Origin of the sequence: Nocardia sp. NPDC049149 (assembly GCF_043197455.1) — a bacterium.
Classification (GTDB): domain Bacteria; phylum Actinomycetota; class Actinomycetes; order Mycobacteriales; family Mycobacteriaceae; genus Nocardia.
Map to the genome: position 1 here is coordinate 784962 of NZ_JBICTD010000005.1, position 26411 is coordinate 811372.

23 protein-coding genes are annotated in these 26411 nt (G+C 67.1%); 10 read left to right on the plus strand and 13 right to left on the minus strand.

The annotated features are described in order from the left end of the window. Nucleotides 1-139: 139 nt before the first annotated feature. Genes ACGFNJ_RS23895 through ACGFNJ_RS23905 form a run of 3 tightly spaced genes read left to right on the plus strand, consistent with a single transcriptional unit; the run spans nt 140 to nt 2547 of the window. Nucleotides 140-499, plus strand: a complete 360-nt coding sequence (locus tag ACGFNJ_RS23895; RefSeq protein WP_393452045.1) for a WXG100 family type VII secretion target — start codon at nt 140-142, stop codon at nt 497-499. After that, complete coding sequence (locus tag ACGFNJ_RS23900; RefSeq protein WP_393452048.1) at nt 496-792, plus strand: WXG100 family type VII secretion target; 297 nt, start codon at nt 496-498, stop codon at nt 790-792. The genes ACGFNJ_RS23895 and ACGFNJ_RS23900 overlap by 4 nt, the downstream gene beginning before the upstream one ends. A gap of 3 nt (nt 793-795) precedes the next feature. Beyond that, on the plus strand, nt 796-2547 hold the full coding sequence (locus tag ACGFNJ_RS23905; protein ID WP_393452051.1) for a hypothetical protein: 1752 nt from the start codon (nt 796-798) through the stop codon (nt 2545-2547). 19 nt (nt 2548-2566) lie between these two features. Here the strand turns inward: ACGFNJ_RS23905 and ACGFNJ_RS23910 are convergent, their stop codons facing one another. Genes ACGFNJ_RS23910 through ACGFNJ_RS23925 form a run of 4 tightly spaced genes read right to left on the minus strand, consistent with a single transcriptional unit; the run spans nt 2567 to nt 7063 of the window. Then, nucleotides 2567-4879 (minus strand): ATP-dependent DNA ligase, encoded by a 2313-nt coding sequence (locus ACGFNJ_RS23910; protein WP_393452054.1) that lies wholly within the window; start codon nt 4877-4879, stop codon nt 2567-2569. 50 nt (nt 4880-4929) lie between these two features. Further along, nucleotides 4930-5154, minus strand: coding sequence for an antitoxin (locus tag ACGFNJ_RS23915; protein ID WP_393452057.1), 225 nt, complete (start codon nt 5152-5154; stop codon nt 4930-4932). A gap of 38 nt (nt 5155-5192) precedes the next feature. Beyond that, on the minus strand, nt 5193-6335 hold the full coding sequence (locus tag ACGFNJ_RS23920) for an MBL fold metallo-hydrolase (protein ID WP_393452273.1): 1143 nt from the start codon (nt 6333-6335) through the stop codon (nt 5193-5195). After that, complete coding sequence (locus ACGFNJ_RS23925) at nt 6335-7063, minus strand: enoyl-CoA hydratase (protein WP_393452060.1); 729 nt, start codon at nt 7061-7063, stop codon at nt 6335-6337. Before ACGFNJ_RS23925 ends, ACGFNJ_RS23920 begins: the two co-directional genes overlap by 1 nt. A gap of 90 nt (nt 7064-7153) precedes the next feature. On the opposite strand from ACGFNJ_RS23925, the gene ACGFNJ_RS23930 reads away from it, so the two are divergent. After that, on the plus strand, nt 7154-8257 hold the full coding sequence (locus ACGFNJ_RS23930; protein WP_393452063.1) for an NAD(P)-binding domain-containing protein: 1104 nt from the start codon (nt 7154-7156) through the stop codon (nt 8255-8257). Here ACGFNJ_RS23930 and ACGFNJ_RS23935 read toward each other — a convergent pair. Beyond that, nucleotides 8254-9111: an aldo/keto reductase gene (locus tag ACGFNJ_RS23935; RefSeq protein ID WP_393452066.1), complete on the minus strand. Its 858-nt coding sequence runs from the start codon at nt 9109-9111 to the stop codon at nt 8254-8256. The two genes, ACGFNJ_RS23930 and ACGFNJ_RS23935, sit on opposite strands and share 4 nt — an antisense overlap. Before the next feature lie 187 nt (nt 9112-9298). On the opposite strand from ACGFNJ_RS23935, the gene ACGFNJ_RS23940 reads away from it, so the two are divergent. Continuing rightward, nucleotides 9299-10282, plus strand: coding sequence for a hypothetical protein (locus tag ACGFNJ_RS23940; RefSeq protein WP_393452069.1), 984 nt, complete (start codon nt 9299-9301; stop codon nt 10280-10282). A 1-nt stretch (nt 10283) separates the two neighbouring features. Here the strand turns inward: ACGFNJ_RS23940 and ACGFNJ_RS23945 are convergent, their stop codons facing one another. From ACGFNJ_RS23945 to ACGFNJ_RS23965, 5 genes are read right to left on the minus strand one after another with little or no spacing between them, the layout of a single operon-like run. Further along, the gene (locus tag ACGFNJ_RS23945; protein ID WP_393452072.1) at nt 10284-11807 is read right to left on the minus strand and encodes a carboxyl transferase domain-containing protein; all 1524 of its coding nucleotides are present in this window, start codon (nt 11805-11807) and stop codon (nt 10284-10286) included. Between the two features lie 51 nt (nt 11808-11858). Then, on the minus strand, nt 11859-12461 hold the full coding sequence (locus ACGFNJ_RS23950; protein WP_014981574.1) for an ATP/GTP-binding protein: 603 nt from the start codon (nt 12459-12461) through the stop codon (nt 11859-11861). Next, nucleotides 12442-12816: a DUF742 domain-containing protein gene (locus ACGFNJ_RS23955; protein ID WP_014981573.1), complete on the minus strand. Its 375-nt coding sequence runs from the start codon at nt 12814-12816 to the stop codon at nt 12442-12444. Before ACGFNJ_RS23955 ends, ACGFNJ_RS23950 begins: the two co-directional genes overlap by 20 nt. Nucleotides 12817-12823: 7 nt before the next feature. Beyond that, nucleotides 12824-13237, minus strand: coding sequence for a roadblock/LC7 domain-containing protein (locus ACGFNJ_RS23960; protein WP_011207200.1), 414 nt, complete (start codon nt 13235-13237; stop codon nt 12824-12826). Then, nucleotides 13234-16767, minus strand: coding sequence for an ATP-binding protein (locus tag ACGFNJ_RS23965; protein ID WP_393452076.1), 3534 nt, complete (start codon nt 16765-16767; stop codon nt 13234-13236). The genes ACGFNJ_RS23960 and ACGFNJ_RS23965 overlap by 4 nt, the downstream gene beginning before the upstream one ends. A 317-nt stretch (nt 16768-17084) precedes the next feature. Here ACGFNJ_RS23965 and ACGFNJ_RS23970 point away from each other — a divergent pair, with 317 nt between their 5' ends. From ACGFNJ_RS23970 to ACGFNJ_RS23990, 5 genes are all read left to right on the plus strand, one after another. Continuing rightward, on the plus strand, nt 17085-19124 hold the full coding sequence (locus ACGFNJ_RS23970) for an AMP-binding protein (protein WP_393452079.1): 2040 nt from the start codon (nt 17085-17087) through the stop codon (nt 19122-19124). Between the two features lie 133 nt (nt 19125-19257). After that, the gene (locus ACGFNJ_RS23975) at nt 19258-19644 is read left to right on the plus strand and encodes a hemophore-related protein (protein WP_393452082.1); all 387 of its coding nucleotides are present in this window, start codon (nt 19258-19260) and stop codon (nt 19642-19644) included. A gap of 142 nt (nt 19645-19786) precedes the next feature. Next, nucleotides 19787-20485, plus strand: a complete 699-nt coding sequence (locus ACGFNJ_RS23980; RefSeq protein WP_393452085.1) for a response regulator transcription factor — start codon at nt 19787-19789, stop codon at nt 20483-20485. Beyond that, nucleotides 20482-21858, plus strand: a complete 1377-nt coding sequence (locus ACGFNJ_RS23985; protein WP_393452088.1) for a sensor histidine kinase — start codon at nt 20482-20484, stop codon at nt 21856-21858. Before ACGFNJ_RS23980 ends, ACGFNJ_RS23985 begins: the two co-directional genes overlap by 4 nt. Nucleotides 21859-21938: 80 nt before the next feature. Beyond that, on the plus strand, nt 21939-23105 hold the full coding sequence (locus ACGFNJ_RS23990; protein WP_393452091.1) for a hypothetical protein: 1167 nt from the start codon (nt 21939-21941) through the stop codon (nt 23103-23105). 58 nt (nt 23106-23163) lie between these two features. On the opposite strand, the gene ACGFNJ_RS23995 is transcribed toward ACGFNJ_RS23990, so the two are convergent. From ACGFNJ_RS23995 to ACGFNJ_RS24005, 3 genes are all read right to left on the minus strand, one after another. Beyond that, entirely contained in the window at nt 23164-23523 is a 360-nt protein-coding gene (locus ACGFNJ_RS23995) for an FKBP-type peptidyl-prolyl cis-trans isomerase (protein WP_069162189.1), read from the minus strand. 43 nt (nt 23524-23566) lie between these two features. After that, nucleotides 23567-24880, minus strand: coding sequence for a citrate synthase (locus tag ACGFNJ_RS24000; protein ID WP_393452095.1), 1314 nt, complete (start codon nt 24878-24880; stop codon nt 23567-23569). 193 nt (nt 24881-25073) lie between these two features. Further along, a complete protein-coding gene (locus tag ACGFNJ_RS24005; protein ID WP_393452098.1) occupies nt 25074-26354 on the minus strand; it encodes an MFS transporter in 1281 nt (426 codons plus the stop codon). Between the last annotated feature and the right edge of the window lie 57 nt (nt 26355-26411).

A 26411-nucleotide genomic window follows, 5' to 3' on the forward strand; every position in this document is an offset into this window, starting at 1 on the left:
GGATCCGCACCCCTTCCGTGCGCCCAGAGCCAGTGCGAATCCACCGAAGGGGTGCGGATTTTCGGTGTGCCCGGCGAGGGCAGCGAGAATTCGACATCTTTGATCTCGACTGCGGGGCCCAAGTTTTTGCGGGCACAGCTTGGGGCAGTTCACGCGTTACGATTTGTCTATGAATGGCACCGGGGGGCCGGAGCCGGAGCGCAGTGTTTTCGTTGTTCCGGACGAGGTCAGTGCATTTGGCCGCAAAGTGTATGGCATCGCGAATACCCTGAATTCAGCTCTGGGTTCGACAGCCAAGGATGTCGATGAGTTGTTGGCGCAAGGGTGGTCCGGTGCTGCGGCAAGCGAATTCGCGGAAGGCTGGCACGATACTCGCGAAGGCGGGCTGCGGATCGCGCAGGCGTTGACCGACATGGCCGCGAAGCTCGGCATCGGTGCGGACAACTACCGCGACGGCGACGGCGACAGCGCGGGCGAGTTCACGGGGCTGCGATTATGAGTTCGGAATTCAAGGTCGACCTCGATCATCTCGACAATGTTGTCAGCAGGCTCAACGCCCTCGCCGGGTTCGTCCACGAAGAACTGGACCACCTCGATGAGGGGGTCGCCGCGCTGCCCGGCATCTGGGAGAGCATCGGTTCGCAGGCCTACACCGAGGCCCACGGCAAATGGGCTTCCGGCGCAAGGGAATTCGCCGAAGGTGTGGCCGAGATGCGGGCCGCCGCCCAGGCCGCCCACCGCCGGTACTCCGCCGCGCTGCAGACCAACCGTCGCATGCTGCGTGGCGGATAGACGATGGCGCCGCAGAACGAAACACTGATTGTCGATGCCAAGGTGTACTACGCGGTTGCCAAAGACCTAGCCACACTGCGAGATCAAGTACGGCAAGTGGTTACCGGCACTCTGGTTCCCGGACTGAGTTCGACAGGAGGAATGGCTGGGGCATTTCCGGCCGTCGGCCCATGGTCTACGGAATACAAGACCTCGAGTGGTGACGTTCGCGACGCGACAATTGCTTGCGCGACGGCCCTCGACCGTTTCTCCGATGTGCTGAAGATCGCCGGATACAACTGGGAGATGGCCGAATACAACAACACCAGCCCCGGCCAGCGAGCGGCGCAGCCGCCGGTCAAGCCGGTGCCGTCCGCAGCGCCACCGATCAGCGCAAACGACTTTCCAGCGCTGCCTGATCCGAATCGCGACAACGGGCCCGGTATTCTGCTTGCGCCGAGCCGAGGAGGAATCCCGACATCGGTACCGAACGGCCGGACCGACCTACTGGCGACGGCCGCTAAAACCTGGACCGCTTTCTCGAATTCCGAGATCGCCCAAGCGGGATTGGTCACGCTGCGGCAGGCGTCCGAAAAGTTCGACGCCATCACAGCTCCCGAGGTGCCCGACATCGTCGAAGGATTGGCTGCGCTGCGCGAAGGCATCAGCGATACCTTCCGGGTCGCAGGCACACTCGGCGACGCGGTCCAGCGCTACCACGACGGCCTCGTCACTCTCCGAACCGCGCTCGCCAACGCCGGGCCCCACGCCTTTCCCATGGCGAGCCGGGTCAGTGCCACCGTCGAGAGCGGAGCGGTGAACTTCTCGGTCGACTTGGTCACGATGCTCGATCTGTACAGGGCGATAGAGGTTTTCAACGGTGTCTTCGCGAGCAGCCCGTTGACCGGTGTGCTCGCGAGCACCAAATTCCTCGGGCTCCTAGGCCTTGAAGGCATCCCCAAAATGAAGGCGCTGGCCAAGTTGCCGCTGCTCCTCGAATCCGGGAATCCGAGCGACAACACCGCGCTCCAAGGAGATTTGGACAGGATGGCCACCTGGGAGGGGCCTGCGCCAACTCTGACAACCATGGATCTCGCCGCACTGGACAAATATGGCCCGCAGATGAAGCACTGGGCTCTGCTTGCCGTGAAATACGGCAGGGAAGCCGGAGTGGATCCGCGCCTGGTGCTCGCCATGGTGCTCCAGGAGGGCGCGCCCCTGCGGACCGGCCTGGACACGGGCATGTTCAACGCACTGAAAGATCCGTCGACCTATCGCCCCGACCCGAGAGGCCCCGCGGCGGGGGTGATGTATGACACGGCACGTTATTTGTCGTCACAGCCCTTTGTGGACAAGCGGGGTGTCCATTTGGACGGGTCGGGTGTAGGGAACTCGATCGGCTTGACCAATCAGAAAGAGGACCCATTCAACGCGGTCAAGGCCAAATATCCGGACAAGTTCAACGGCCAGGAATGGTCTGACCTGGTCGGGAACGACGATCTGGCGGTCAAAGCTGCTGCCTACAATTTGCGGATGCTCAGGGACGACGCGGCATCTCACGCCACGCCGGAAGTACGCGCAGGTCAACCGTTGAACCAGTTCCTCGGATCCGGTTACAACGCAGGCGGATTGGTGGCGCGGTCGCATGGCGTCGCCGCCGGGCAGTCCACATTCCAGGACACGGAGGTAGAGCACGGTCAGAGCACACTCAACGTAGTCAACCTCGCAAACGACATCTTGGTCGGCAGCGGAGCCTTCAGCAACGGGGGCTTTTAACGAGCACCACCTCCACCAGTCAGTCGGTGGTGCCGAGCCAGGCGGGGTGCCAGAGGCGGCCGGTTTCGGTCCAGTTCATGAAACGGACGGTGCCGTGGATTTTGGGCGTCACCCAGACCGCTTCCTTGCGTTCCTCGGCGGTCAGCTCGTTGTCGAACGGGGTGGTTTTGCGGTCGAGTTTGTTGAGGCGCTTGGCCAGTTCCTGCATGGTCTGATCGTTGAATCCGGTGCCGACTCGGCCGACGTAGATGAGCCGGTCCTCGTAGGGGATGCCGACGAGGAGGGACTTGAAGTTCCGCGCGTCGCTGCGCCGCCAGCCGCCGATGACGACCTCCTGGGTGCGCCAGTTGCGGTGCTTGACCCACGAATGTCCGCGCTTGCCAGGCAGGTACACCGAATCCTTGCGTTTGGCGACGACGCCTTCCATGCCGTGTTCCTGGCTGTAGCGCACGGCGTCGGCACCGGAGCCGTCCAGTCGCGGCGGCACCATCAGCGACGGCGCGGTGCCTGCCAGTGCCTCCAGCACCCGGCGCCGATCCGAATAGCGTTTGCGGACAAGCGAGGTGCCGTCGAGGTACAGGACATCGAAGGCGACGAAGACCGCGCGCGCCGCATCCGCCTGCAGCAGGCCGAGATTGGCGACACCGTGGTCGTCGAACACCACGGCTTCGCCGTCGAGGACGACACTGTGGCCGGCCAATTCCGCGGCGAGCCCGGCGATCCCGGAATATCGACCGGTCACCACATTGCCGACCCGGCTGCGCAAGGTCAGCGTGCCCGCGTCGACCTCGGCGATGAGCCGGAACCCGTCCCATTTCGTTTCGAAGCACCACTCGTCGGGCGTCAGATCGGCGACATCGCCAGGCGTGGCGAGCATCGGCGCGAGACCACGCGGAAAGGTCGACGGCCCGCTCGGCACCCGGATGATCCGGCCGGACGATCCGCTCGGCTCGGCACCGACCGCGCCGTTCGGATCGGCCCGCTGCTCGCGCATCCGATGCATCAGCCACTGGTTGCCGTTGGTCTGGATCAATGCGTAGCGACCGTTGAGCCGCTGCCCGTGGAATTCGACGATGACCTCGTCGTCGCGCCACTTCTCCGTCTCGTAGGTGCCGGAATCCCAGATCGTCATCTCGCCCGCGCCGTACTCCCCCTTCGGGATGGCGCCGTGAAAGTCCAGGTACTCCAGCGGATGATCCTCGGTGTGCACGGCGAGCCGGTTCTGGTCCGATGAGGTCGGCGGGCCCTTCGGCACCGCCCACGACACCAGCACCCCGCCACGTTCCAGCCGCACATCCCAATGCAGCCGCCGCGCATGGTGTTCCTGCACGACGTAGCGGTTGCCGTCGGTCGGCACCGGCCGGTCGGCGGGCACCGGCTCGGGTGTCCGCGCCGGGTCGCGCATCGATCGGTACTTCGCGAGCGCGTCGGCGCCGGATTCGGGCGAGGCCTTGCTGCCCGCCGCCACCGGCGGGTCGAGCTCGGCGAGTAAATCGCCATCGGCCAGCCATCGAGCAAGCACCTCGTCGAACCGTAAGTGCCGCAACTTCTTCCGGTTTTCGATTTCCTTCCAGGTGCGTGGCGCTGCCGCATTGGGCTGCTCGCGCCCGCGCATCGAGTACGGCGCGATCGTCGTCTTGGCCGGATTGTTCTGGCTCCAGTCGAGGAAGATCTTGCCCTTGCGCACCACCTTCGCCATGGTCGCGGTCACCAGATCCGGGTGCAGCTTCTCCAGATTCGTCGCCACCTGCTTGGCAACGGTGGACGCACCGCCGGAGCTCAGCTCCCGATCCAGCGGGACGTAGAGATGAATTCCCTTGCTACCGCTGGTGACCGGGAACGCACGCAGTCCGATGCCCTCGACCATGTCGCGCACCGCGAGCGCCACCCGCGCACAGTCGGCAAGCCCCGCGCCTGGCCCTGGGTCGAGGTCGAACACCAGCCTGGTCGCCGGGCCCATCTCGTCGCCGTCGAAACGCCATTGCGGCACATGGACTTCCAGCGACGCCTGCTGCCCGAGCCAGGCCAGGCCGGCCTCGTTGTCGATCACCGGATAGGTGACCTTGCGGTCGGCGTGCTGAATGGTGTGCCGCGCGAGCCACGACGGCGCGTGCGCGGCGAGATTCTTTTCGAAGAAGGACGGCTCGTCGACCCCGTTGGGCCATCGCTTCCTGGTGACCGGGCGCTGCACGATATGCGGGAGCATCGCGGGCGCGATCGCCGAATAGTAGGCGATGACCTCGCCTTTGGTGGTGCCGGTGGCCGGATACAGCACTTTGTCGAGGTTGCTCAGTTCAACCTCGATACCCCCGAAGCTCCGGCGGGCTGCCATATCAGCAATTTTAGAGGCGGGGACCGACAGAAACCGGGCCCCGCCGCTCGTCAGCCCTGCGGGCCCGGCTGCTCGGGGGCGCCGGGCTGCTCCGGCGGAACCACCTTCTTGGCGGCTTCCTTACCCTTGGCGATCTTGTCCGAGTACTTGCCCTGCGTCTTCTGGTCGATGAAGTCGCCGCCCTTGTCGATGGCGTCGTTGATCTTGTCGGCGTTCTTGGCCGCAGCGTCTTTGCCCTTGCCGACGAGGCCCTTCAAGGTATCCGCGAAGCTCATAGCATTCGATCCTTCCTGTAGCCCACTAGCACGAGTGTTCACCCGACATCTTCCCACCACGAATCCCGTGGTGGTGCGCCTATGGGGTCGACCCGCTGGCCAGGCATGGGCACCGCGATCTTCGTACCAGCGGTTTCGGCCGCCGACACCATCCGCCGCACCGGCTCGGACCAACCGTGGAAGGCCAGATTGAACGTCGCCCAGTGAATCGGCACCAGCAGCCCGTGCCCGGCGTCACCGACACACAGATCGGCGTGCGCGCGAACCGCCTCCTCAGGATTCATGTGCACGTCGCGCCAGCGCTCGTCGTAGGCGCCGATCGGCAGCAGCGTCAGATCGAACGGGCCAAGCGCCGCACCGGCTTCCGCGAATGCCTTGGTGTACCCGGTGTCGCCGCCGAAGTAGACCCGCTTGGTCGGTCCGACGATCGACCACGAGGCCCAGAGCGTGGTGTTGCGAATCAGCCCGCGCCCGGAGAAGTGCCGCGCCTCGGTACAGGTGAGCACCAGATCGGCGCCCGCGCGCCCCCGGCCGAGCGCCGAGAGCGATATCGAACCGCCCCAATCCAATTCGATGATCCGATGCTCAGGAACACCCCAGTGCCGCAGGTGCGCGCCGATGCCGATCGGCACCAGGAACGGCGCGGTCTGACGCAGCACCAATTCGCGGACGGTCTCCTTGTCCAGGTGGTCGTAGTGATCGTGCGAGATGATCACCGCGTCCAGCGCGGGCAGCTCGGACAGCGGAGTCGGCACCGGATGCATGCGGGTCGGGCCGACCAGCGCGGACGGCGAAACCCGTTCGCTCCATACGGGATCGGTGAGCACCCGGTAGCCGTCGACCTCGATGAGCGCGGTGGCGTGCCCGTACCAGGTGACGGCGAGATCGGCGGCGGACGCGGGCAATTGCGGCGTCTGCAGCGGGATCACCCCGCTCGGCCGACCGGCATTGCGCTTGGTGAGCGCCGAAATCAGCAGGGACGGTGCGGATCCCGCCGCGAGCTGACTACTCGGCTCGGTGTTGTGGAACTGGCGGTTGCGATAGGTGGCCGCGCCGGTCGCGTACGGCTGGATGGCCGAGATCGAGGCGCCCATCGCCGAGGGGATGCCCCACGCCGCGCGCACCACCCAGCTGAGCCCGAGCGCGCCCGCCGCGGTGCCTGCCATGCGTCGAATACCCATCATCGCCCCACAAATTTCGCGGCACGCTTCTCTTGCCTGGCCAGCAGCCCCTCTTGGGCGTCGGCGCTCGACCACGTCGCCGCGAAGGCGGCGCGCTGCTGGGCGTTGTCCGGTTCACGGGTGCCGTCGTCGTTGAATACCAGCTTCATGTAGCGCAACGACAGCGGCGCGAGCTCGGCGATCTGCTTGGCCCACGCCTGCGCATCGGCCAAGGTGCCGAGCTTGTTGGCGAAGCCGAAGTTGTAGGCGTCGACGGCCGAGACAGGCTCGGCGCCGAGCAGGATGGTCCTGGCAGGCCCGCCGCCGATCAACGAGGCCAGCCTGCGTACCGTCCAGCGGTCCACCGAGATGCCGAGCTTGGCCGCCGGAATCGCGATATAGGCGTCCGGCGCGATCACCCGCAGGTCCGAGGCGATCGCCAGCTGCACACCCGCGCCGAGCGCGCCGCCGTTGATCGCCGAGATCACCGGCACCGGGGCGGACTCGATGAGATGCAGCATCTCCATCAAGCTGTTGAGGAACTCCTCGGAATACACGCCGGTCAGATCCGCGCCCGCGCTGAAGATCGGGCCATGCCCGGTCAGCACGATCACCCGCGCCTCGTCGGCGATGGCGGCGAGCACGGCCTCGCGCAACAGCGTGATGAGTTCGAGGTTGAGCGCGTTGCGGCGCTCCGCGCGCTGAAGTTCGATGGTCACTACGTCACCGTCTCGGCTAACTCCGAGCATGCGACCTCCCCAACTGAGCGATCCGTCTGGTTACATTCACTGTGCCACAGCAGACGGCTCACTTCGTTGAAGCCGATACGATCTTCGGCTGTGCCGACAGACTTCGATATCTTGGTGATCGGCGCTGGTCAGGCGGGACTGTCGGCCGGTTATCACCTCCAGCGCCTCGGGTTGCGCCCCGAGCAGGACTTTCTCATCGTCGACCACGCGCCGGGACCGGGTGGCGCCTGGCAATTCCGCTGGCCCTCGCTCACGCTGACCACGGTCAACAGAGTCCATGATCTTCCTGGCATGTCATTCGCGGAAACGTTGCCGCCCGGCTCCGAGTCGGCGCCCGCTGCCACCGCGGTGCCGCACTACTACGAGCTCTACGAGAAGCGGTTCGAGCTGCGGGTGCGCCGACAGGTTTCGGTCACCGTCGTCTGCGACCGCGCCGAAGACGGCAGCCCCGCCGAGCACGGCCCTGTCCTCAACGCGGAAACCGATTCGGCAGGCACGATTCGGGTGCGCGGTCTGATCAACGGCACCGGCACCTGGGAACACCCCTTCATCCCGCGCTATCGCGGCGCGGAGACCTTCGCCGGGCGGCAGCTGCACACCCGCGACTACCGCACGGCCGCCGAATTCGCGGGCAAGCACGTCGTGGTGGTCGGCGGCGGCATCTCCGCGGTGCAGCTGCTCGACGAGATCTCCCAGGTCACCTCGACGACCTGGGTGACGCGGACCGAACCGATCTTCCGCGAAGCGTCGTTCGGCCCCGAGGACGGCCGCGCAGCGGTCGCCAAGGTCGAAGATCGGGTGCGCCGCGGTCTGCCGCCAGGATCGGTGGTTTCGGTCACCGGGCTGCGGCTCGACGACCGGCTGCGGGCGGCCAAGGAACGCGGCGCACTGCACCGGCTGCCGATGTTCGACCACATCGAACCGGACGGGGTGCGCTGGACCGACGGCACCTTCCAGCACGCGGACGTGATCCTGTGGGCCACCGGATTCCGCAGTGCGCTCGACCATTTGGCGCCGCTGCGACTACGCGGACCCGGGGGCGGCATCACGATGACCGGGCGGCTGGCCACCCAGGTGGCTGCGGATCCGCGCATTCATCTGATCGGCTACGGGCCGTCGGCGAGCACCATCGGCGCCAACCGCGCTGGGCGGGCGGCGGCCGTGGAGCTGACCAGCTACCTGGGTCTTGGTTAGACGTCCAGGCCCTGGCTGAAGGTGTTCGGGTCGTCGCCGACGCGGGTGCCGGTGTCGAGCGCGTTGATCGCGGCCATCTGGTCGCGGCTGAGCTCGAAGCCGAAGACGTCGAAGTTCTCGGCGATCCGGGACGGCGTGACCGACTTGGGGATCACGATGTTGCCGAGCTGCAAATGCCAGCGGATGATCACCTGCGCGGGCGTGCGGTCGACGGCGGCGGCGATCGAGGCGATGGTCCGATCGTCGAGCAGCGTCCCCTGGCCGAGCGGTCCCCACGCCTCGGTGGCGATGGCGTGACCCGCGTGGAACTCGCGCAGCTCGCGCTGCGCCAGCCGCGGATGCAGTTCGATCTGGTTCACCGCGGGAATCTCGCCGGTCTCAGCGATCACGCGGGATAGGTGCTCCGCCGTGAAGTTCGATACGCCGATGGAGCGGACCCTGCCCTGCGTCTTCAGCGCCTGCAATGCCCGGAATGTGTCCACGTAGCGGTCGGCGGCGGGCACCGGCCAGTGCACCAGGTACAGGTCGAGGTAGTCCAGGCCGAGGCGCGCCATGCTGGCGTCGAAGGCGCGGAGGGTGGAATCGAAGCCCTGCTCGGAATTCCACACTTTGGATGTGACGTAGACCTCGTCGCGGGGCAGCCCGGATTCCCGGATCGCGCGGCCGGTGCCCTCTTCGTTGCCGTAGATCGCGGCGGTGTCGATGCTGCGGTAGCCAGCCTCCAGCGCGGCGGTGACGACCGGGAAAGCCTCGTCGTCGGGCACCAAGAAGACGCCGAAACCGAGTTGCGGGATCACGTTCCCGTCGTTCAAGACGATCGAGGGGATGGCAGAGGTCTCGCTTCTGAAGGTCACATCCCGACCGTAGAAGCGTGTCGGCGAGCCGTCAACGCTGCCCCCTGGCGTGTTGGCTCCAGGTTTGCCGTCCGACCTGCGATTTCTTGCCGACGCGCAGTGACGCGTCCGACTCACTCTCTCCCGTGGCGTCAGGGGCCGTTTCGGCTCGGTCGCCCGGTTGTCATATCCGGGTTACCGTCGCGGCATGGCTCTTCGATTCGGGATCTATCCGGGTGGACTCGGCGCAGATGAACAGGGCGTGATCACGCCGGGTCCGCCGGAGCAGGCCGAGCGGATCGGCGTCGCGCTCGACGAATTGCACGGCGCTCATCCGTTTCTGGTCCGCGGGTATCGGCTGTACGGCGATGGGGCGGGCGCGGTGCGGGAGGCGCCACCGAAGGTCGCCCAGTATGTGCTGGCGCACCGAAAGATTGATCTCGTCGTGTGCTTTCGGGACTCGGGGAACGACCTGACCGGGTGGCTGGACTTTCTGCGCGCGCAATTGCGCGAGTTCGGGCCGCAGCTGGCTTCGCTGCAGGTTGCCGAGGAAGCCAATCACTCGGGTCCCGGTGGTGACGGCGGCTTTCCCGCGGTGCGGCAGGCGATCGTCGATGGTGTGCTCGCGGCCAGGGACGAGGTCGATCGGCTCGGCATCGACGTGCTGATCGGTTGCAATGCAACGCCGATCTTCGATCCAGCCCAGGAGTTTTGGACCGATCTCGGCCGCCGCGGCGGGTCGGAGTTCGTGGCCGCGCTGGACTATGTGGGATTGGACTTCTTTCCCGACGTGTTCCGCCCCATCGCGGCGGGACAATTGGCCGACGCCGTCGGTGGGGTGCTGACCGGCTTCCGCGAGCAGAGCCTCACCGCGGCGGGCATCCCGGACACCACGCCCATGCATGTCGCCGAAAACGGTTGGCCGACCGGACCGGATCGCTCCTATGCCCGGCAGTCGGAGGTGCTGGACACGGTCGTCCGCACCGTCGATGCGTTGGCCGCCGCGCTCAACATCACCACCTACGAGCATTTCGCCCTGCGCGACGCGGACAGCGACCGGCAGGATCTGAACTTCGAATTCGGGCTGCTGCGTTCGGATTACACACCGAAACCGGCGTTCGCGCGGTATCGCGAGCTGATCGCGGAGCTGAGCGCGCCCCAGGGTCTGCGCAGCGACACGCTCCCCGAGTGAATCAGTCAGTGCTGCTTGGCAAGCCGAGGCGGCGGTAGCGGGCCTTGCGCAGAGCGCGGAGGTCCGCGTCAGGATGGGCGCGGAGCTGGGCGAGTTCGGCGCCGATGGCGGCGACCATGCGGCGGGCGAACTCGACCGGCTCGTCGGCCGCATCGGGGAACTCCGGCACGATGCGGTCGACCACGCCGTCGGCATGCAAGTCGGCCGCGCGAATGCGTTGCGCGCGAGCCAGCTCCGGCGCGTGCGCGATGTCTCGGTAGACGATCGCGCTGGCGCCCTCCGGCGGCAGCGGGGCCAGCCAGGCGTTGGTGGCGGCGAGGACACGGTCCGCGGGCAGCAGGGCCAGCGCGCCGCCGCCGGTGCCCTGGCCGAGCAGCACCGAGACCGTCGGCGTGTCCAAAGTCACCAAATCCGCGATGCAGCGCGCGATTTCGGGAGCCAATCCGCGCTCTTCGGCCTCCTTCGACAAGGACGCACCCACCGTGTCGATGACCAGCACGAGCGGTATCCGCAACTCTTCAGCAAGCGCCATGCTGCGTCGTGCTTCCCGGAGTGCGGCGGGTCCCATGGCGTCGTCCTGCTGCCCGGATCGGTCGTGGCCGAACACCACACACGGCTGCCCACGGAAGCGGGCCAGCGCGTGCACCACGGTCCGATCGGACTCCCCCTGACCGGTGCCGCTGAGTGGAACCCGTTGTGTCACATGTCGTAGTAGATCGCGGATACCGGGCCGGTCCGGCCGTCGCGAGATCAGAACAGACTCCCAGGCAGAGACCCCCGCCGAAGCCATCGCAGGCACCGGAGCCGACGTGCGCCCGAAGGATCGTCGATCTTGTTCCGCGACAACTGAATCCGGCACCCCGCTGAACACACTCAGCGCGCGATGGGCGATGCGGCGAAAGAGCGGGACGGTGCCCACGCCATCGATAACGCCACGGCGGTAAAGGTTTTCGGCGATCTGCACGCCCTCGGGAAACGGCTGACCATAGAGCGCGTGGTAGACCCGAGGCCCGAGAAACCCGATCAACGCGCCGGGCTCGGCAAAAGTCATGTGCCCCAGGGAACCCCACGACGCGAAGACCCCGCCCATGGTCGGGTTGCGCAAATACACCAGATAGGGATGGCCTGCGGCCTTGTGCGCGGCGACGGCACCGGCGATCTTCACCATCTGCACGAAGGCGACGGTGCCCTCCTGCATGCGGGTGCCGCCGGAGGTCGGCGAAGCGACCAGGGGCAGCCCGAGTTCGGTGGCGCGCTCGACCGCCGAGACGATCCGCTCCGCCGCGGCAACACCGATCGAACCAGCCAAAAAGCCGAACTCACAGGCGATAACGGCCACCCGATGCCCGCGGAGCAGCCCTTCGCCGGTGAGCACCGATTCATCGGTGCCCGCCGCGACTGCCGCTTTCTGTAAGACCTCGCGATACCGCATGGTGGCGGCCACCGTGATCGGTGGCCGGTCCCAGCTGACAAACGAGTCGGTATCGAGCAATTGCCCGAGCAGCTCGCGCGCCGAAATTCTCACCGAGTGAGCTTAGCCACTCGGTTCCTGACGAACGTAGCGCCGCGCGAACGGCTAGTAACCCTGCATCACCTTCCGCAGGGCGTACTCGGTGAGCGCGACCAAGGCCTGCTTGGCCGGCTCACGACGCCGTGCGTCGATGGACAGGATCGGTACGTCCGCAGGCACGGCGAGTGCCTGCCGGATGTCCTCGATCGGGTACCGCGGCGCGTCGTCGAATTCGTTGAGCGCCACCAGGAACGGCAGGCCCCGCGCTTCGAAGTAGTCGACAGCCGCGAAGCTGTCCTCGAGCCTGCGGGTGTCGACGAGCACCACGGCGCCGATGGCGCCGCGGATCAGGTCGTCCCACATGAACCAGAATCGATACTGGCCCGGCGTACCGAAGAGGTACAGCACCAGATCGTCGGCGAGGCTGATCCGGCCGAAGTCCATCGCCACGGTGGTGGTCGACTTCATCGGGATGCCTGTCAGATTATCGATACCGGTACTGGCATTGGTCACCAATGCCTCGGTGCGCAGCGGAACGATCTCCGAGACAGCACCGACCATCGTGGTCTTACCGACACCGAAGCCACCCGCGACCACGATCTTCGCCGACGTTGGCTTGCTGGTACGGGTGTCGACCTGCGCCGTCGAATCAAATACGCCGGAGTCCACTGAGAACCCTTTCGATCAGCTCGCGACGTTCATCGTCGCTGGAATCGTCTTTCAAAGTTGCCGAAACGCGGACGTGGCCGGCCTCGATCAGGTCGGCAACCAGCACGCGTGCCACCCCGATGGGGATACCCAGTCGGGCTGCTACCTCGGCAACGGACGGCGATTCTCTGCACAACTCCACGATTGACGTCTCGATGTTGGTCAGTTCGAACTGCCGCTCCAGGGCGACCGGATGCGATGCGACGAGGGCCTCCAACGCCAACTCGACCGCGGGCCTCGTTCGGCCTGCGGTCAACGAGTATGGGCGGACGAGGCTCGGCTCGGCGCTCCCCACGCGGTGATCTTCTATGTCCATCCCACCATCAGGAACCCATCGTGACGCGTGGCGTGGCCTGGACAGTCTGGCCCACACGCTCGACCAACAACGCCATCTCGTAGCCGACCTGACCGATGTCGCACGAGGTGTTGGTCAGCACTGCCAGGTACGAGCCGTCGCCGACGGCCATGAGTAGCAGGTAGCCGTGTTCCATCTCGACGACGGACTGCAGCACGGTGCCGCCCTCGAACAGGTTCGAGACGCCGACCGAGAGGCTGGCGAGCCCGGCGGTGACGGCCGAGAGCTGCTCGGCACGGTCGACAGGCAGCTGCGCGCTCGCGGCCATCAGTAGGCCGTCAGCCGAGACCAGGACGGCATGGGCTACGCCAGGAACCTCGTTGGCGAAGTTCGAAACCAGCCAATCCAGCTGACGATTCGTACCACCTAGATCGGGGTTCATCGGTCTCCTTTATCTCCGGTTAGGTTCATTGCTCTCATTGCGCGGCCATCCCGGACGCCTTGCTGGTGACGACTCAAGCTGGACCTGATCGTTTCCGGGTCACGGCTCGGTGCCCTATCCACCGCACCGTTGACGGCGCCCGGGACCAGCCTTCCGCCCGGATTGCGTTGCGGCAACCCGGCCGCCGTCTTTGTCTCGGTTTGCGCCTCGCTGGCCCGGCGAGCCGCTTGCCAGCCTTCGTCACCCGGCGACTCGAACGAAGCAGCCACTTGTGACCGGTCCATATTCGGGTCTGAGAGCCACGCAGACATCATTTCCGCGAAAATTGGTGTCCCGCCCATGACGGAATCGCCGGTATCGACCGCGGGTTGCAGCCTGGTTTGGAAGAACGAGGCGGTTCTGGTCGGGTTCGCGCGGTAGCTGTGGCGACCGGGATCGGCGCCCGCTTCCGCGTCGTTGCGCGGCTCGTCGGCGTCCGGCCGTGCGGCCCGACCGCGTTGCGGCAGTGCGACTCCCGGTGCAGACTCCCGCGGCGCCAGACCTTCGGCGCCCGGTTCGCGTTGTGGCAGGTTCGGCGGTACCTGGGACCCAGGCTGACGCTGTGGCAGCCCGGTCGGTGTCGCGTCCCGCTGCGGCAGGCTCGCCGCCGCGTGACGCGACGGTAGGCCACCGGAACTCGGATCGCGCTGCGGCAGCCCCACACTCGGCTCACGCGGCGGCACACCGCCTGCACTCGGCTCACGCTGGGGCAGGCCGCCCTGGCTCGGCTCACGCTGAGGCAAGCCACCCGAGGCGGATTCCCGCTGCGGCAAACCACCGGAGCTCGGTTCACGCTGCGGCAGCCCCACACTCGGCTCACGCGGCGGCACACCGCCTGCACTCGGCTCACGCTGCGGCAGACCACCGGACGCGGATTCCCGCTGCGGCAGGCCGTTTTCGCCACGTTGACGCTGCGGCAGACCACCGGCATTCGGATCACGTTGCGGCAGACCATTCGGTCCTACCTGCCGTTGCGGCAGCCCGGTCGCACCGCTGTCACGCTGCGGCAGGCCGCCCGCGTTCGGATCGCGCTGCGGCAGGCCGGAGCTCGGATCACGAGGTGGCACACCGTTCTCGCCACGCTGACGCTGCGGCAGGCCGCCCGGGGGCTGAGCGAGACCACTGATGCTCGGTTGCGGCACCCCGTTGCTGCCCGGCTGCCGTTTCGGCAGCTCACCCGAATTCGGGTCCCGCGGCGGCAGACCCGTCACGGTGGGCTCGGCCGGCGGGCCCGGCTGCCGCGGCGGCGGACCGCCGGGGGTGACGTTGCGCTTGGGCAGGTTCGCCGCGGCGAGCTTGCCGCGCTGCGGCCCGTTCGACTGCTGGCCGGGGGCCGGGCGCAGGGTCGGACCTGCCTGCTGCGCGTTCATGCCTGCTGCCATCGCGTTGCCCGGCTGCCGCTGTGGCAGCCCGCCTGCCGCGAGCGGCGTACTCGGCGAGGTATTGGGCTTGCTGACCGGAATCGGCCCGCTCACCCCTGGATCGACGGTCACCATGACATTGCCGCCCGGCGTCCGGGTGATCGCCCGCATCTGCATCGACGACGGGCCTGCCGGCCTCGGCCGTTCCTGCGCCTGCGGCGACGGCGTGACCGGCTGCGCCGTGATCGGCTTACCCGCCACGATCAGCCCACCGGGCACATGCACGGTGACGGTGACACCAGGATCGCGGGCGGTGTCGAAGGTGGGGCGCAGCCGCACGGTGAGACCGTGCCGCTCGGCCAGCCTGCCGACCACGAAGAGACCCATGTGGCGCGCGGTGTCCGGACCCGGCTCCGCGGTCTGCTCCAGTCGCCGGTTGATATCGGCCATCTCCGGCGGCGGCATACCGATGCCGCGGTCGGCCACCTCGATGAGCATGCCCTGATCATGTGCCTGCGCGAAGGTGAACTTCACGTCGGTCTCCGGCGGGGAGGCACGCAGCGCGTTGTCCAGCAGCTCGGCGAACAGATGCGCCATATCGGAGGCGGCGGGCTCGACCAGCGAACCACGCGGTGTGGCACCCAGTTTCACCCGCTCGTAGTCCTCGACCTCGGAGATCGCGGCGCGCAGCACGTCGGCGATCTCGACCGGCGCGGACTTCGCGCGGCGCTGCCTGGTGCCTGCGAGGATCAGCAGGTTGTCACCATTACGGCGCATACGCGCCGCGAGATGGTCCAGCCGGAACAGGTTTTCCAGCAGGCGCGGGTCCTTCTCGTCGTACTCCATCGCCTCGATCAAGCTGAGCTGATGGTCGACGAGGGACTTGGAGCGCCGGGCTAGGGTCTCGAACATGTCGTTGACCTGGGAACGCATCTGCGCCTGGTCGCTCGCGAGGCGCAGCGCCTGGCCGTGGATGTCGTCGACGGCGCGAGCCAGCTGGCCGATCTCCTCGGTGCTGCGCACCGGCATCGGTTCCAGCGGAACCTCTTCCGGCGAGGCGCCGTTGCGGAGCTGGGACACCTCGTGCGGCAGGTCACTCTCGGCGACCCGCAGCGCAGCGAGGCGCAGCCGGTGCAGCGGCACGATCATCGACCGCGCGACGAACACCGCGAGCAACAGCGCGGCGAGGATGGTGGCAACGACGACCGCGGTGTAGGTCCACGCGTCGCGCTGCGAGGTGGACACCAGCGAGCTCATCGCGACGTCGATGTCCTTGGTGGCCTTGCTCACCACGAGCTCGTAGACCGCGAGGCTGTCGGTCAGCGACTTCTTCAATTCGCCGACCGGCTGCTGCCCGGCCTTCGCCTGCGGGCTGGTCAGCAACCGCACGCGGGTGTCGATGCCGACCTTGAGGTCGTTGATCGAGGTGTCCCCGTCGGGGAACCGGTGCGACAGCACGTTGAGCAGCGAGCGTTCGGTGCTTGCCGCGATGAGGAAGCCCTGGACGCCGTCGGGCTCGTTGGCCAGCACGGCAGGGAACGCGGCGACTTCACCGACCAGCGTGGCACGGGTGTTGAGCGAGTCGACGAGGCGCAGCTTGGCAGTGTCGACCGCGGTGTCGCTCACCTGGCCGACGGTCGACTCGACGATCCGCACACTGTCGTTGCGGACGCGGTCGATCAGACCGATGGCGTCGGAACTCGGCGGTGGCCGCACCGCCTTGCCCTGCTCGCGCACGGCGCGAGCCTGGGTGAGCATGCTCTCCAGCGCCGCGCGGGCGCCTGGCACACCGTTGAGACGATCGGTCGCCTTCTCCGCGTTACTGATCGCCTTGTCGAGGTCGGCAAGGTTCTGATCGGTCACCACAGACACATTCGGCACGACGGAAACCATCTGCGAACCGACTGTTGTCGCCGTCTGTGCGCTCAGCGCGGTGACGGCCGGGATGGCCCCGACGTTCTCCGCGACGGCGGCAAGCCGACTCGAGCCGGTGAACTCCGAGGAAATCCTGGACACGCCGAGCCCCACCGCGACTGCCAGCGGAACGGCAAGCACTGCCGTTACCTTCCAGCGCAGGTCCCAGTTGCCGAGCGCCCAGCGCCTTCTGCCGGACCTAGCGGCGTCACGCATCTCCCACTCACTTTCCAAACTGGCCCCAACCACGCGCCATCAGCGAACCTCCACACGCATTACTGGCTCGACAGGCGGAGCTGGCCGAGAACTGCGGCTGGCCGAGAAATTGCGTCTACGACGGCCCAAATAAGTGACATCAGATTCTAACGGATCAATAACTTCTTGGGTGACTCCGAGTAAGCCTGCGCCCCTTGACCTGCCAGTTCCAGGCAAAACCAATGGTCACAACACCCACCCGGGCGTCGCGTGAAGTCTGCCACAATCAACCAGATCTATCGAGGCGGGCATCGAGGCGAGGCTAGGGAGTCACGGGATTGAACGTGCGGCACGAGTACCGACCGGTCTATCAGACCAGCTTGGTCGATCCCGCCGAGTTCTGGGCCGGCGCGGCTGAAGCGATCGACTGGGACGTGCCACCAACCCAGATCGTCGACGCCACCGCTCGTCCAGTGGCCAGGTGGTTCCCGGACGCTCGCCTCAACACCTCCTTCAACGCCCTCGACCGGCATGTGCACGGCGGCGCTGGCGGTGAGGGGGGCCTAGCGAATCAGCCCGCCTTAATATACGACTCCGCTATGACGGGCACCAGAGGCGTTTTCACCTACGCCGAACTGCTCGAAAAGGTTGCTGGATTCGCGGGAGCGATGCTCCGCCTTGGCGTCTCGGCGGGCGATCGCGTCATCATCTACCTGCCGATGATCCCCGAAGCGGTGATCGCGATGCTGGCCTGCGCGCGCATCGGCGCGGTGCACTCGGTGGTGTTCGGCGGCTTCGCCGCGCCCGAGCTCGCGGCACGCATCGACGATGCCGAGCCAGTGTTGATCATCACAGCATCCGGCGGCCTCGAACCGGGCAAACAGCTCGACTATCCGCCGATTGTGTTGCAGGCCTTGGATCTCGCCGAGACCACCGCGCCGCGGACGGTGATCGTCAAGCAGCGGCCGCAGTTCCCGACGATCCACTTCTCCGCGCCGCAGGCCGCCACCGCATCGATGCCGAGTTCCGCGCACACCGTCGCGGCCCAGTGGCTTGATTGGGACGATGCTGTCCGCGATGCGCCACCGGCCGATCCGGTTCCGGTTGCCGCGACCGATCCCCTCTACATCCTCTACACCTCCGGCACCACCGGGAAGCCCAAGGGCGTCGTTCGGGACAACGGAGGACACGCGGTTGCCCTCGCTTGGTCCATGCGCAATATCTACGACGTAGGTCCCGGCCAGGTGATGTGGACGGCCTCCGATGTCGGCTGGGTCGTCGGGCACTCTTACATCGTCTACGCGCCATTGCTGGTCGGCGCGACCACGCTGCTGTACGAAGGCAAGCCGGTCGGCACCCCGGACGCGGGCGCCTACTGGCGGGTGGTCGCCGAACACAACGTTCGCGTGCTGTTCACCGCCCCGACCGCGCTGCGCGCGATCCGCAAGGCCGACCCGGACGCCGCGCTCGCCCACGGCTACGACCTGTCGTCGTTACGTGCGCTGTTCTGCGCGGGCGAACGACTAGATCCGGCCACCTACGCATGGGCCGACGAGGTGCTGCTCGCAGGCCGGACCGACTGCCCCGTCGTCGACCACTGGTGGCAGACCGAGACCGGCTGGCCGATCTGCGCTAATCCGCTTGGCCTGCAACAGCTTCCGATCAAAGCAGGCTCGGCGTCGGTGCCGGTGCCCGGTTACCGGATCCGGGTGCTCGACTCCGAGGGCAACCCGGTGGCGCCGAATGTCGAGGGCAACATCGTGATCGGGCTGCCGCTGCCGCCAGGCACGCTCACCGGACTGTGGAACGACGACGAGCGCTACCAGCGCTCGTATCTGGCCGCCTACCCCGGGCACTACCTCACCGGCGACTCCGGCTACTTCGACGACGACGGCTATCTCTTCGTGCTCGGCCGCAGTGACGACGTGATCAACATGGCCGGGCACCGGCTGTCCGCGGGCAGCATCGAGGCGGCTATCGCAGGCCACGAGGCGGTCGCCGAGTGCGCGGTGGTCGGCCTGCCCGACGAGCTCAAGGGCCACCGGCCGCTGGCCTATGTGGTGCTGAAGTCCGGGGTCGAGGTCGATCCGGCCCAGCTGCGCGAGGAACTGATCGGGCGGGTGCGCACGCAGATCGGCGCGATCGCCACGCTGCACGACGCCATCATCGTGTCCGCGCTGCCCAAGACCAGATCCGGCAAGATCCTGCGCAAGACCATCCGGCAGATCACCGCAGGCGATCCGTACGACGTGCCGTCCACCATCGAGGATCCCACCGTGCTCGACGCGCTGGAGGTGCAGATCCGGGCCGCGATGCCCGCGGTGGTGCCGGAGCGCACCGAGCAGGTGGTCGTCCCGGACGTCGGCTCCCCCGCGTAGACGCGAAAACTACCGCCGCACTGTGCGATTCCCACCTGCTTAGAGATTCCTCAGAGAACGCTCACGCGGGTGCCAGTGCGGCGGCCTAGCGTCGAGGGCGCACGCAAACCCCTCGATGATCGGGAGAATCACCATGAAGCGTTCCGTTGGCCGTCCCACCGTCGCCGTGCTCGCCGCGGGCGGACTGGCCACAGTTGCCATGATGCTCAGCCCCGCGATCGCCGCCGCAGGCCCGATGGAGTTCGCAGCCCCGCTGCTCGAGTCGGACTGTTCCTTCGCCCAAGTCGACGCCGCCCTGCACGCCAAGGCCCCCCAGCTCGCCTCGATGCTCGACGCGAACCCGACCCAGAAGGCCGAACTGCAGCGCAAGTTCGACCAGCCGGTCGAAAAGCGCCGCGCTGACCTCCAGCAGGCGATCAACGAGAACCCGGATGCCGTCCGCCAGGCCGAAAACGACCCACGCACGGCTCAACTCCGCGAGACCATCCAGGCGGTAGCCAACTCCTGCCACAATTACTGATAATTTGCGAACTGATCTCGCGAGGACATGGGTAACTCGCCGGGGACGGGCTGACCGGCCCGTCCCCGGACCGCCAGCCGCCAACGCCCGGCGACCAAGCACACGAATCTGGCTAGAAATCCCGGAGAGGCGGGAAAGCGACGTGACTGTCAATCCCACGGTTCTTGTTGTCGACGACGACGAGGATGTGCTCGCGTCGGTCGAGCGTGGGTTGCGGCTGTCCGGGTTCCGGGTGCTCGTCGCCAGGGACGGCGCGCAGGCGCTGCGCAGCGTGAGCGAGTTCGCGCCGGACGCGATCGTGCTCGATATGAACATGCCGGTGCTCGACGGCGCCGGGGTGGTGACCGCGCTGCGCGCGATGGGCAACGAGGTGCCGATCTGTGTGCTCAGCGCGCGGGCCTCCGTGGACGATCGCATCTCCGGGCTGGAGTCGGGCGCCGACGACTATCTGGTCAAACCGTTCGTCCTCGCCGAGCTCGTCGCCAGGATCAAAGCGCTGCTGCGCAGGCGCACCGACACCCAGGTGCCCGCGACGCCTGGCGCGATCACCGTCGGCCCGCTCGAGGTGGATGTCGCTGGCTATCGCGCGCTGCTCAGCGGCGTCGAAATCGAGCTCACCAAAAGAGAATTCGAGCTGCTGTCCACGCTGGCGCGCAATGTCGGCGTTGTCCTGAGCCGGGAGCGGCTGCTGGAACTGGTGTGGGGCTACGACTTCGCGGCCGACACCAATGTGGTGGACGTCTTCGTCGGCTACCTGCGGCGCAAGCTGGAAGTGGACGGCGCACCCCGGCTGCTGCACACGATCCGCGGGGTCGGGTTCGTGCTGCGGGCGCCCAAGTGACCGAGCGTCCCGCGAAACCCCGTCGGCGACGGACGTTTTCGCTGCGCACCCGGGTCGCGGGCGCGGCGGCGGCCGGGGCGATCGTGATCGTCACCGCGATCAGTGCGATCAGCGTGCAGCTGATCGAACGCAACAACGTGCGCCAATCCGATCAGCAGCTGACCACCGCCTCGCGCATCGCGCTGATCGAACCGGTCATCGCGGTGCGGCTGCTCAGCCTGACCGGGCTCGGCAAGGACATCTCGATGACCGTGCGCGACAACGGCACCGTCACCGCGAGCAGTCCCACCGAATTGCCTGCCCTGCCACCGGGTTCGCGCACCGTGACCATCGATGACGCGTCCTACCGGGTGCTCACCACCACGGAGAACCAGCCCGCGGGCCGGGTGGTGTCGATCGGGCTGCCCGCGGCAGAATCGACCAGGATCACCACCGAGCAGCAGCAATGGGTGCTCGCGGGTGGCCTGCTCGCCATCACCGCGGCGGCCGCGCTCGGCTGGCTGCTCGCCGGGCGCGCGGTCCGGCCGATCGTGCGGCTCACCAAGCAGGTCAGTGCGCGCAGCGCGCTGCCGGATCCGGCCAATCCGCAAGCGCCGGTGGATGGTTCGGGCGTGCGGGAGGCGGAGAAGCTGGCCGAGGCGGTGAATACGATGTTGCAGCGGGTCGATCGGGCGCAGGCCGAAACCGCGGCCGCGCTCGAGACCGCGCGCGACTTCGCGGCCGTCTCCGCGCACGAACTGCGCACACCGCTCACCGCCATGCGCACGGACCTCGAGGTGCTGCGCACCCTGGACCTGGACGAGGCGCAGCGCGCGGAGATCCTCAGCGATCTGCAACGGAGCCAAGGCCGGGTGGAGACCACGCTCGCGGCGTTGGAGCGGCTGGCCACCGGCGATCTGCTCAACGAGCGTGATCACGTCACCACCGATGTCGGCGAGCTCTGCGACCAGGCGGCGCACGACGCCATGCGCAGCTTCCCCGGACTCACGGTGCGCATCGACGCCGGCACCGAGCTGGTGACCCGCGGCCTGCCCGCCGGGCTACGCCTCGCGGTCGACAACGCGCTGGCCAACTCCGTCAAACACGGCCGCGCCACCGAGGCACTGGTGTCCGCGCACCGGGCCCCAAACGGCCACATCGTGATCGCCATCGACGACAACGGCCGCGGCATCCCGATGGACGAGCGCCAGATCGTATTCGACCGATTCTTTCGCGGCAGCCAGGCCAGCAAAGGCGGATCCGGGCTCGGCCTCGCGCTCGTCGCGCAGCAGGCCCAATTGCACGGCGGCCGAGCCTACTTCGACGACGGCACACTCGGCGGCATCCGGCTGGTCCTCGACCTGCCCGATCGCACCGCGCCCGGACCTCAGTGACCTGAACAGATCTACGGCCTTACTGAACTCTCAGAGAAACGCCAGCGCAGCGGTTATGCACGGCAACTACCGTCGGGGCCATGATCGAAAAACGCGCCCGCCTGGCACTTCTCGCCGTTGCTCTGGTTGCCGCTGGCGCCGTCGGTGCCGGGGTGACCGCGTGTAGTCGCTCGGCGAGTCCGACGGGAATTGCGCTGGTCAACGCCGATAAGGGGCCAACGGGCGAGCGGGTGGTGCAGGCGCTGACGCAGGCGGGCGGATACGAGTGGACCGCGGCCAAGCCTGGCGAGGCCAGCACCGCCGACTACGCCGCGGTGATCACGCTGCCCGAGGACCTGACCGAATCCCTCGGCAGCCTGGCAGGCACGCAGCCGCACCGGGCCAAGCTCACCGTGAGCTCGGCAAAGAACGCCGACACCGCGCTGGTCAACGGCGCCGCCGACGCGGTGTCGCGGCGGATCGGCGCGGTCGGCGTCGATGCCGCGCTCGCCGCGGTCGGACAGGCACGCACGCAGATGTCGCAGGTGCAGTTCACCGCCCAGCTGTTGAAGGCGGGGGTGAACGCGGCCGCGTCGGGCGCCGATCAGTTCAGTTCAGGCGCCGACCAAATGCTCGGGTTCCTCAACTTCGCCAAAGAAGGCTCCGCACAGTTGACCTCGGCCATCGCGCTGCTGAACTCGACCGTCGACGGCGCGGCCAAACAGGCGAACGAGCTTGCCTCCGCACTGGATTCGACCGGGATCACGATCGCGCAGGTGGAACAGACGGCGAACACGGTGAGCTCCGGCCTCGATCAGATCCTGCCGCCGCTGCGCGCCTTGCCCTTCGCCAACGACCCGGCCGTGGTCGACATCATCAAGAAACTCGAAGCCCTGCAAAATATTTCGGGCCAGGCCGGGTCACAGCTCACCGGTATCGGCGCGCTGGTCGGCGGCGCGGTCGACCCGAACACCGATCTCGGCACGCTGCTCCGCACCGTCGTCGACCGATTACAAAGCGCCAGTGCGCAACTCAACCAGGGCGCCAAGCTGGCCGAGGGCCTCCCGCAGCTGGCCGACCAGGGCGGCGCCCAACTGATCGGCGCCATGAACCAGCTCACCGGCGGCGTCACCCAGCTGCAGACCATCGTCGGCAACCTGAGCACGCAAACCGACAAGGCCGTCGCCGCACTCCCCCAACGCAGTAGTACTCAGCAATCGGCCCTCGCCGTCGCTCTCACCGACCCCGTCGAGGTGGTGCACGAGTAGCAACGACTGCGGCCCATGTTCCAGCTGGAACATGGGCCGCAGTAAGCATTTTCGCCGTCTAGTTCGCGTCGACCAGGTCGATCACGAAGACCAGGGTCTTGCCGGCGAGGGGGTGGCCTGCGCCGGCCGGGCCGTAGGCGAGGGCAGGCGGGATGGTGAGCTGGCGACGGCCGCCGACCTTCATGCCGGGGATGCCGTCCTGCCAGCCCTGGATCAGGCCGCGCAGCGGGAACTGGATCGATTCGCCGCGGTTCCAGGAGGAGTCGAACTCTTCACCGGTGTCGAACTCGACGCCCACGTAGTGGACCTCGACGTTGCCGCCGGGCACGGCTTCCTTGCCTTCGCCCTCGACGATGTCCTTGATCACCAGCTCGGAAGGCGCGGGGCCGCCCTGAAACTCGATCTCCGGCTTGGTCATTCGGGTTATCCCCTTCGATAGATGATGGTGGGTGACAGGGAAATCAACGATTGTTGAGCTCGCGGTAGTCGCGGGCGCCGTAGCCGGTGTAGATCTGCCGCGGCCGGCCGATCTTCAGTGGCTCACTGTGCATTTCACGCCAGTGCGCGATCCAGCCCGGCAGCCTGCCCATCGCGAACAGCACGGTGAACATGCGGGTCGGGAAGCCCATGGCCTTGTAGATGACGCCGGTGTAGAAGTCGACGTTCGGGTACAGCTGGCGCGAGATGAAGTACTCGTCGGTGAGCGCGGCCTCTTCGAGCGTCTTGGCGATGTCGAAGAGTTCGTCGTCGCCGCCGAGCTTGCCGAGAATCGAGTCGGCGTGCTTCTTGGCGATCGAGGCGCGCGGGTCGTAGTTGCGGTAGACGCGGTGCCCGAAGCCCATGAGCTTCACGCCGTCTTCCTTGTTCTTGACCTTGCGGATGAACTCCTTGACGTCGCCGCCCTGAGCCTTGATGCCGTCCAGCATCTCGAGCACGGCCTGGTTCGCGCCGCCGTGCAGCGGACCCCACAGCGCGTTGATGCCGCCGGATACCGAGGTGAACAGGTTGGCGTCGGAGGAGCCGACGAGCCGGACCGTCGAGGTCGAGCAGTTCTGCTCGTGGTCGGCGTGCAGGATCAGCAGCATGTCCAGCGCCGCGGCGACCTCGGGGTCCACCTCGTAGGGCTCGGCCGGGAAGCCGAAGGTCATCCGCAGGAAGTTCTCCACCAGGCTCAGCGAGTTGTCCGGGTAGAGGAACGGCTGGCCGACCGACTTCTTGTACGAGTACGCCGCGATCGTCGGCAACTTGGCCAATAGTCGGATGGTGGACAGCTCGACCTGCTCGGGGTCGCGCGGGTCCAGCGAGTCCTGGTAGTACGCCGAGAGCGCGTTGACCGCGGACGACAGCACCGGCATCGGGTGCGCGTTGCGCGGGAAGCCGTCGAAGAACCGCTTCAGATCCTCGTGCAGCAGCGTGTGCCGCCGGATCCGGTCGGTGAAGTCCTCCAGCTGGGTCTTCGAGGGCAGCTCGCCGTAGATCAGCAGGTAGCTGACCTCGATGAAGGTCGAGGAGGCCGCGAGCTGATCGATCGGGTATCCGCGGTAGCGCAGGATGCCCGCGTCACCGTCGATGTAGGTGATGGCCGACTTGGTGGGGGCCGTGTTCATGAAGCCCGGGTCGTAGGTGACGTACCCGGTGTTGGCGAGCAGCTTTCCCAGCTCGATACCGTCGTTACCTTCGGCGGCCTTGGCAACCGTCATCGGGAATTCCCCGCCGGGATACGAAAGGACCGGCTTGGCGTCTTCGTCGACGTTGATGATGTTCTCAGCGGGCACGGAAGGATCCCTCTCAGGCTAGAACCGTAGGCACCGGGCGCGGTCGGCGCACGATGCGCTTGCCTCAACGCTAGCCGTTCACCGGCACGGACAACCACGGAGGGTAGTCCTGCCACGGCTCACAAACTGCGCGTGGCCAAGTGAGGTCAGCATCGCTCATCCGACCACAGTTGCCAACAATTCGCAGGACACCTCACATCACCATTTCCGCATGTGCACGGCCCACTCGGTAGCGCACGAATGCCGGGAACGCGATGGCCGCGATCACCACACCGATCACGACAAGACCACCACCACCCGCCGCGGCAACAGCGGTACCCAGACTGGCCGCCGCGAAACCGTGGGCAACATCACCGATACGGGGCCCACCTGCGACGACCACGATGAATACACCCTGTAACCGCCCACGCATCTCGTCGGTGGCGACCTGCTGCAGCATCGTCACCCGGAGCGCGGCCGAAATCATATCCACGGCGCCGCCGAAGGCGGAGCAGAACAGCGCGATCCACAGCCCTAATCCGAGGCCCAAGCCGTGTCCGGTGAAACCGACCGCGAGCCCGAAACCGACCATGGCCAGACCCCACAGCACGATGCAGACGATCACCGCCAGGCCCTGGCGCCGGATCCGCGGGATCCACCCGGAGAACACGCCGCCGAGCACCGCGCCCACCGACATGGACGCGAACAGCAGGCCGAGCGCGACACCGCCGGTGGTCGGGTCGCCGAAGGTCTCGTGCGCGATCTGCGGGAACAGCGCCCTCGGCATGCCGAACACCATCGCGATCACATCCACCGCGAAGGACGCGAGCAACACCCGCTGCGTCGCTAGATAGCCGAAACCGTCCAGCACCGTGCGGAATCCGGCCTTGCGCACCGAACCGGTCGGCGGCAGCGCCGGCAACCGCCACACCGCCCACAGCGTGGCAAGCAGGGCGACGGAGTCGATCAGATAGAGCGTGGCGAGCCCGATCACCGGGATCAGCGCACCGGCGAGCACCGGCCCCGCGATGGCGCCGAACTGCATCACCGTCATGCTCAGCGAATTGGCCGCGGCCAGGTGCTCCTCCGGCAGCAGGCGCGGAATGGTCGCGCTGCGGGTCGGCTGATTGACCGCGAAGAACGCCTGCTGCACCGCGAAAAGGCCGAGCACGACCCACACGTTGTCGAGGCCTGCGGCGGCCTGGATCCAGAACGCCAGTGCGGTGAGCCCGGTGCCCGTGTTGGTGATGAGCAGCAGCTTGCGCCGGTCCATCACGTCCGCGAGCGCGCCGCCCCACAGCCCGAACACCACCAGCGGCACCAGGCCGAACAGGCCGGCCAGGCCGACATAGCCGGAGCTGCCGGTGATCTGGAAGATCTGCTGCGGCACCGCGACAATGGACAGCTGCGCGCCGATCATGGTGACGACGCCGGACGCCCACAGCCGCCGGAAATCGTCATGCCGCAGGGGCGCCGTGTCGGCCAGCAGTTTCACCGGGCGCAGACTATCGAGTCCAACCCGCTTGTCTCGACGCGATATTCATCACCGGCC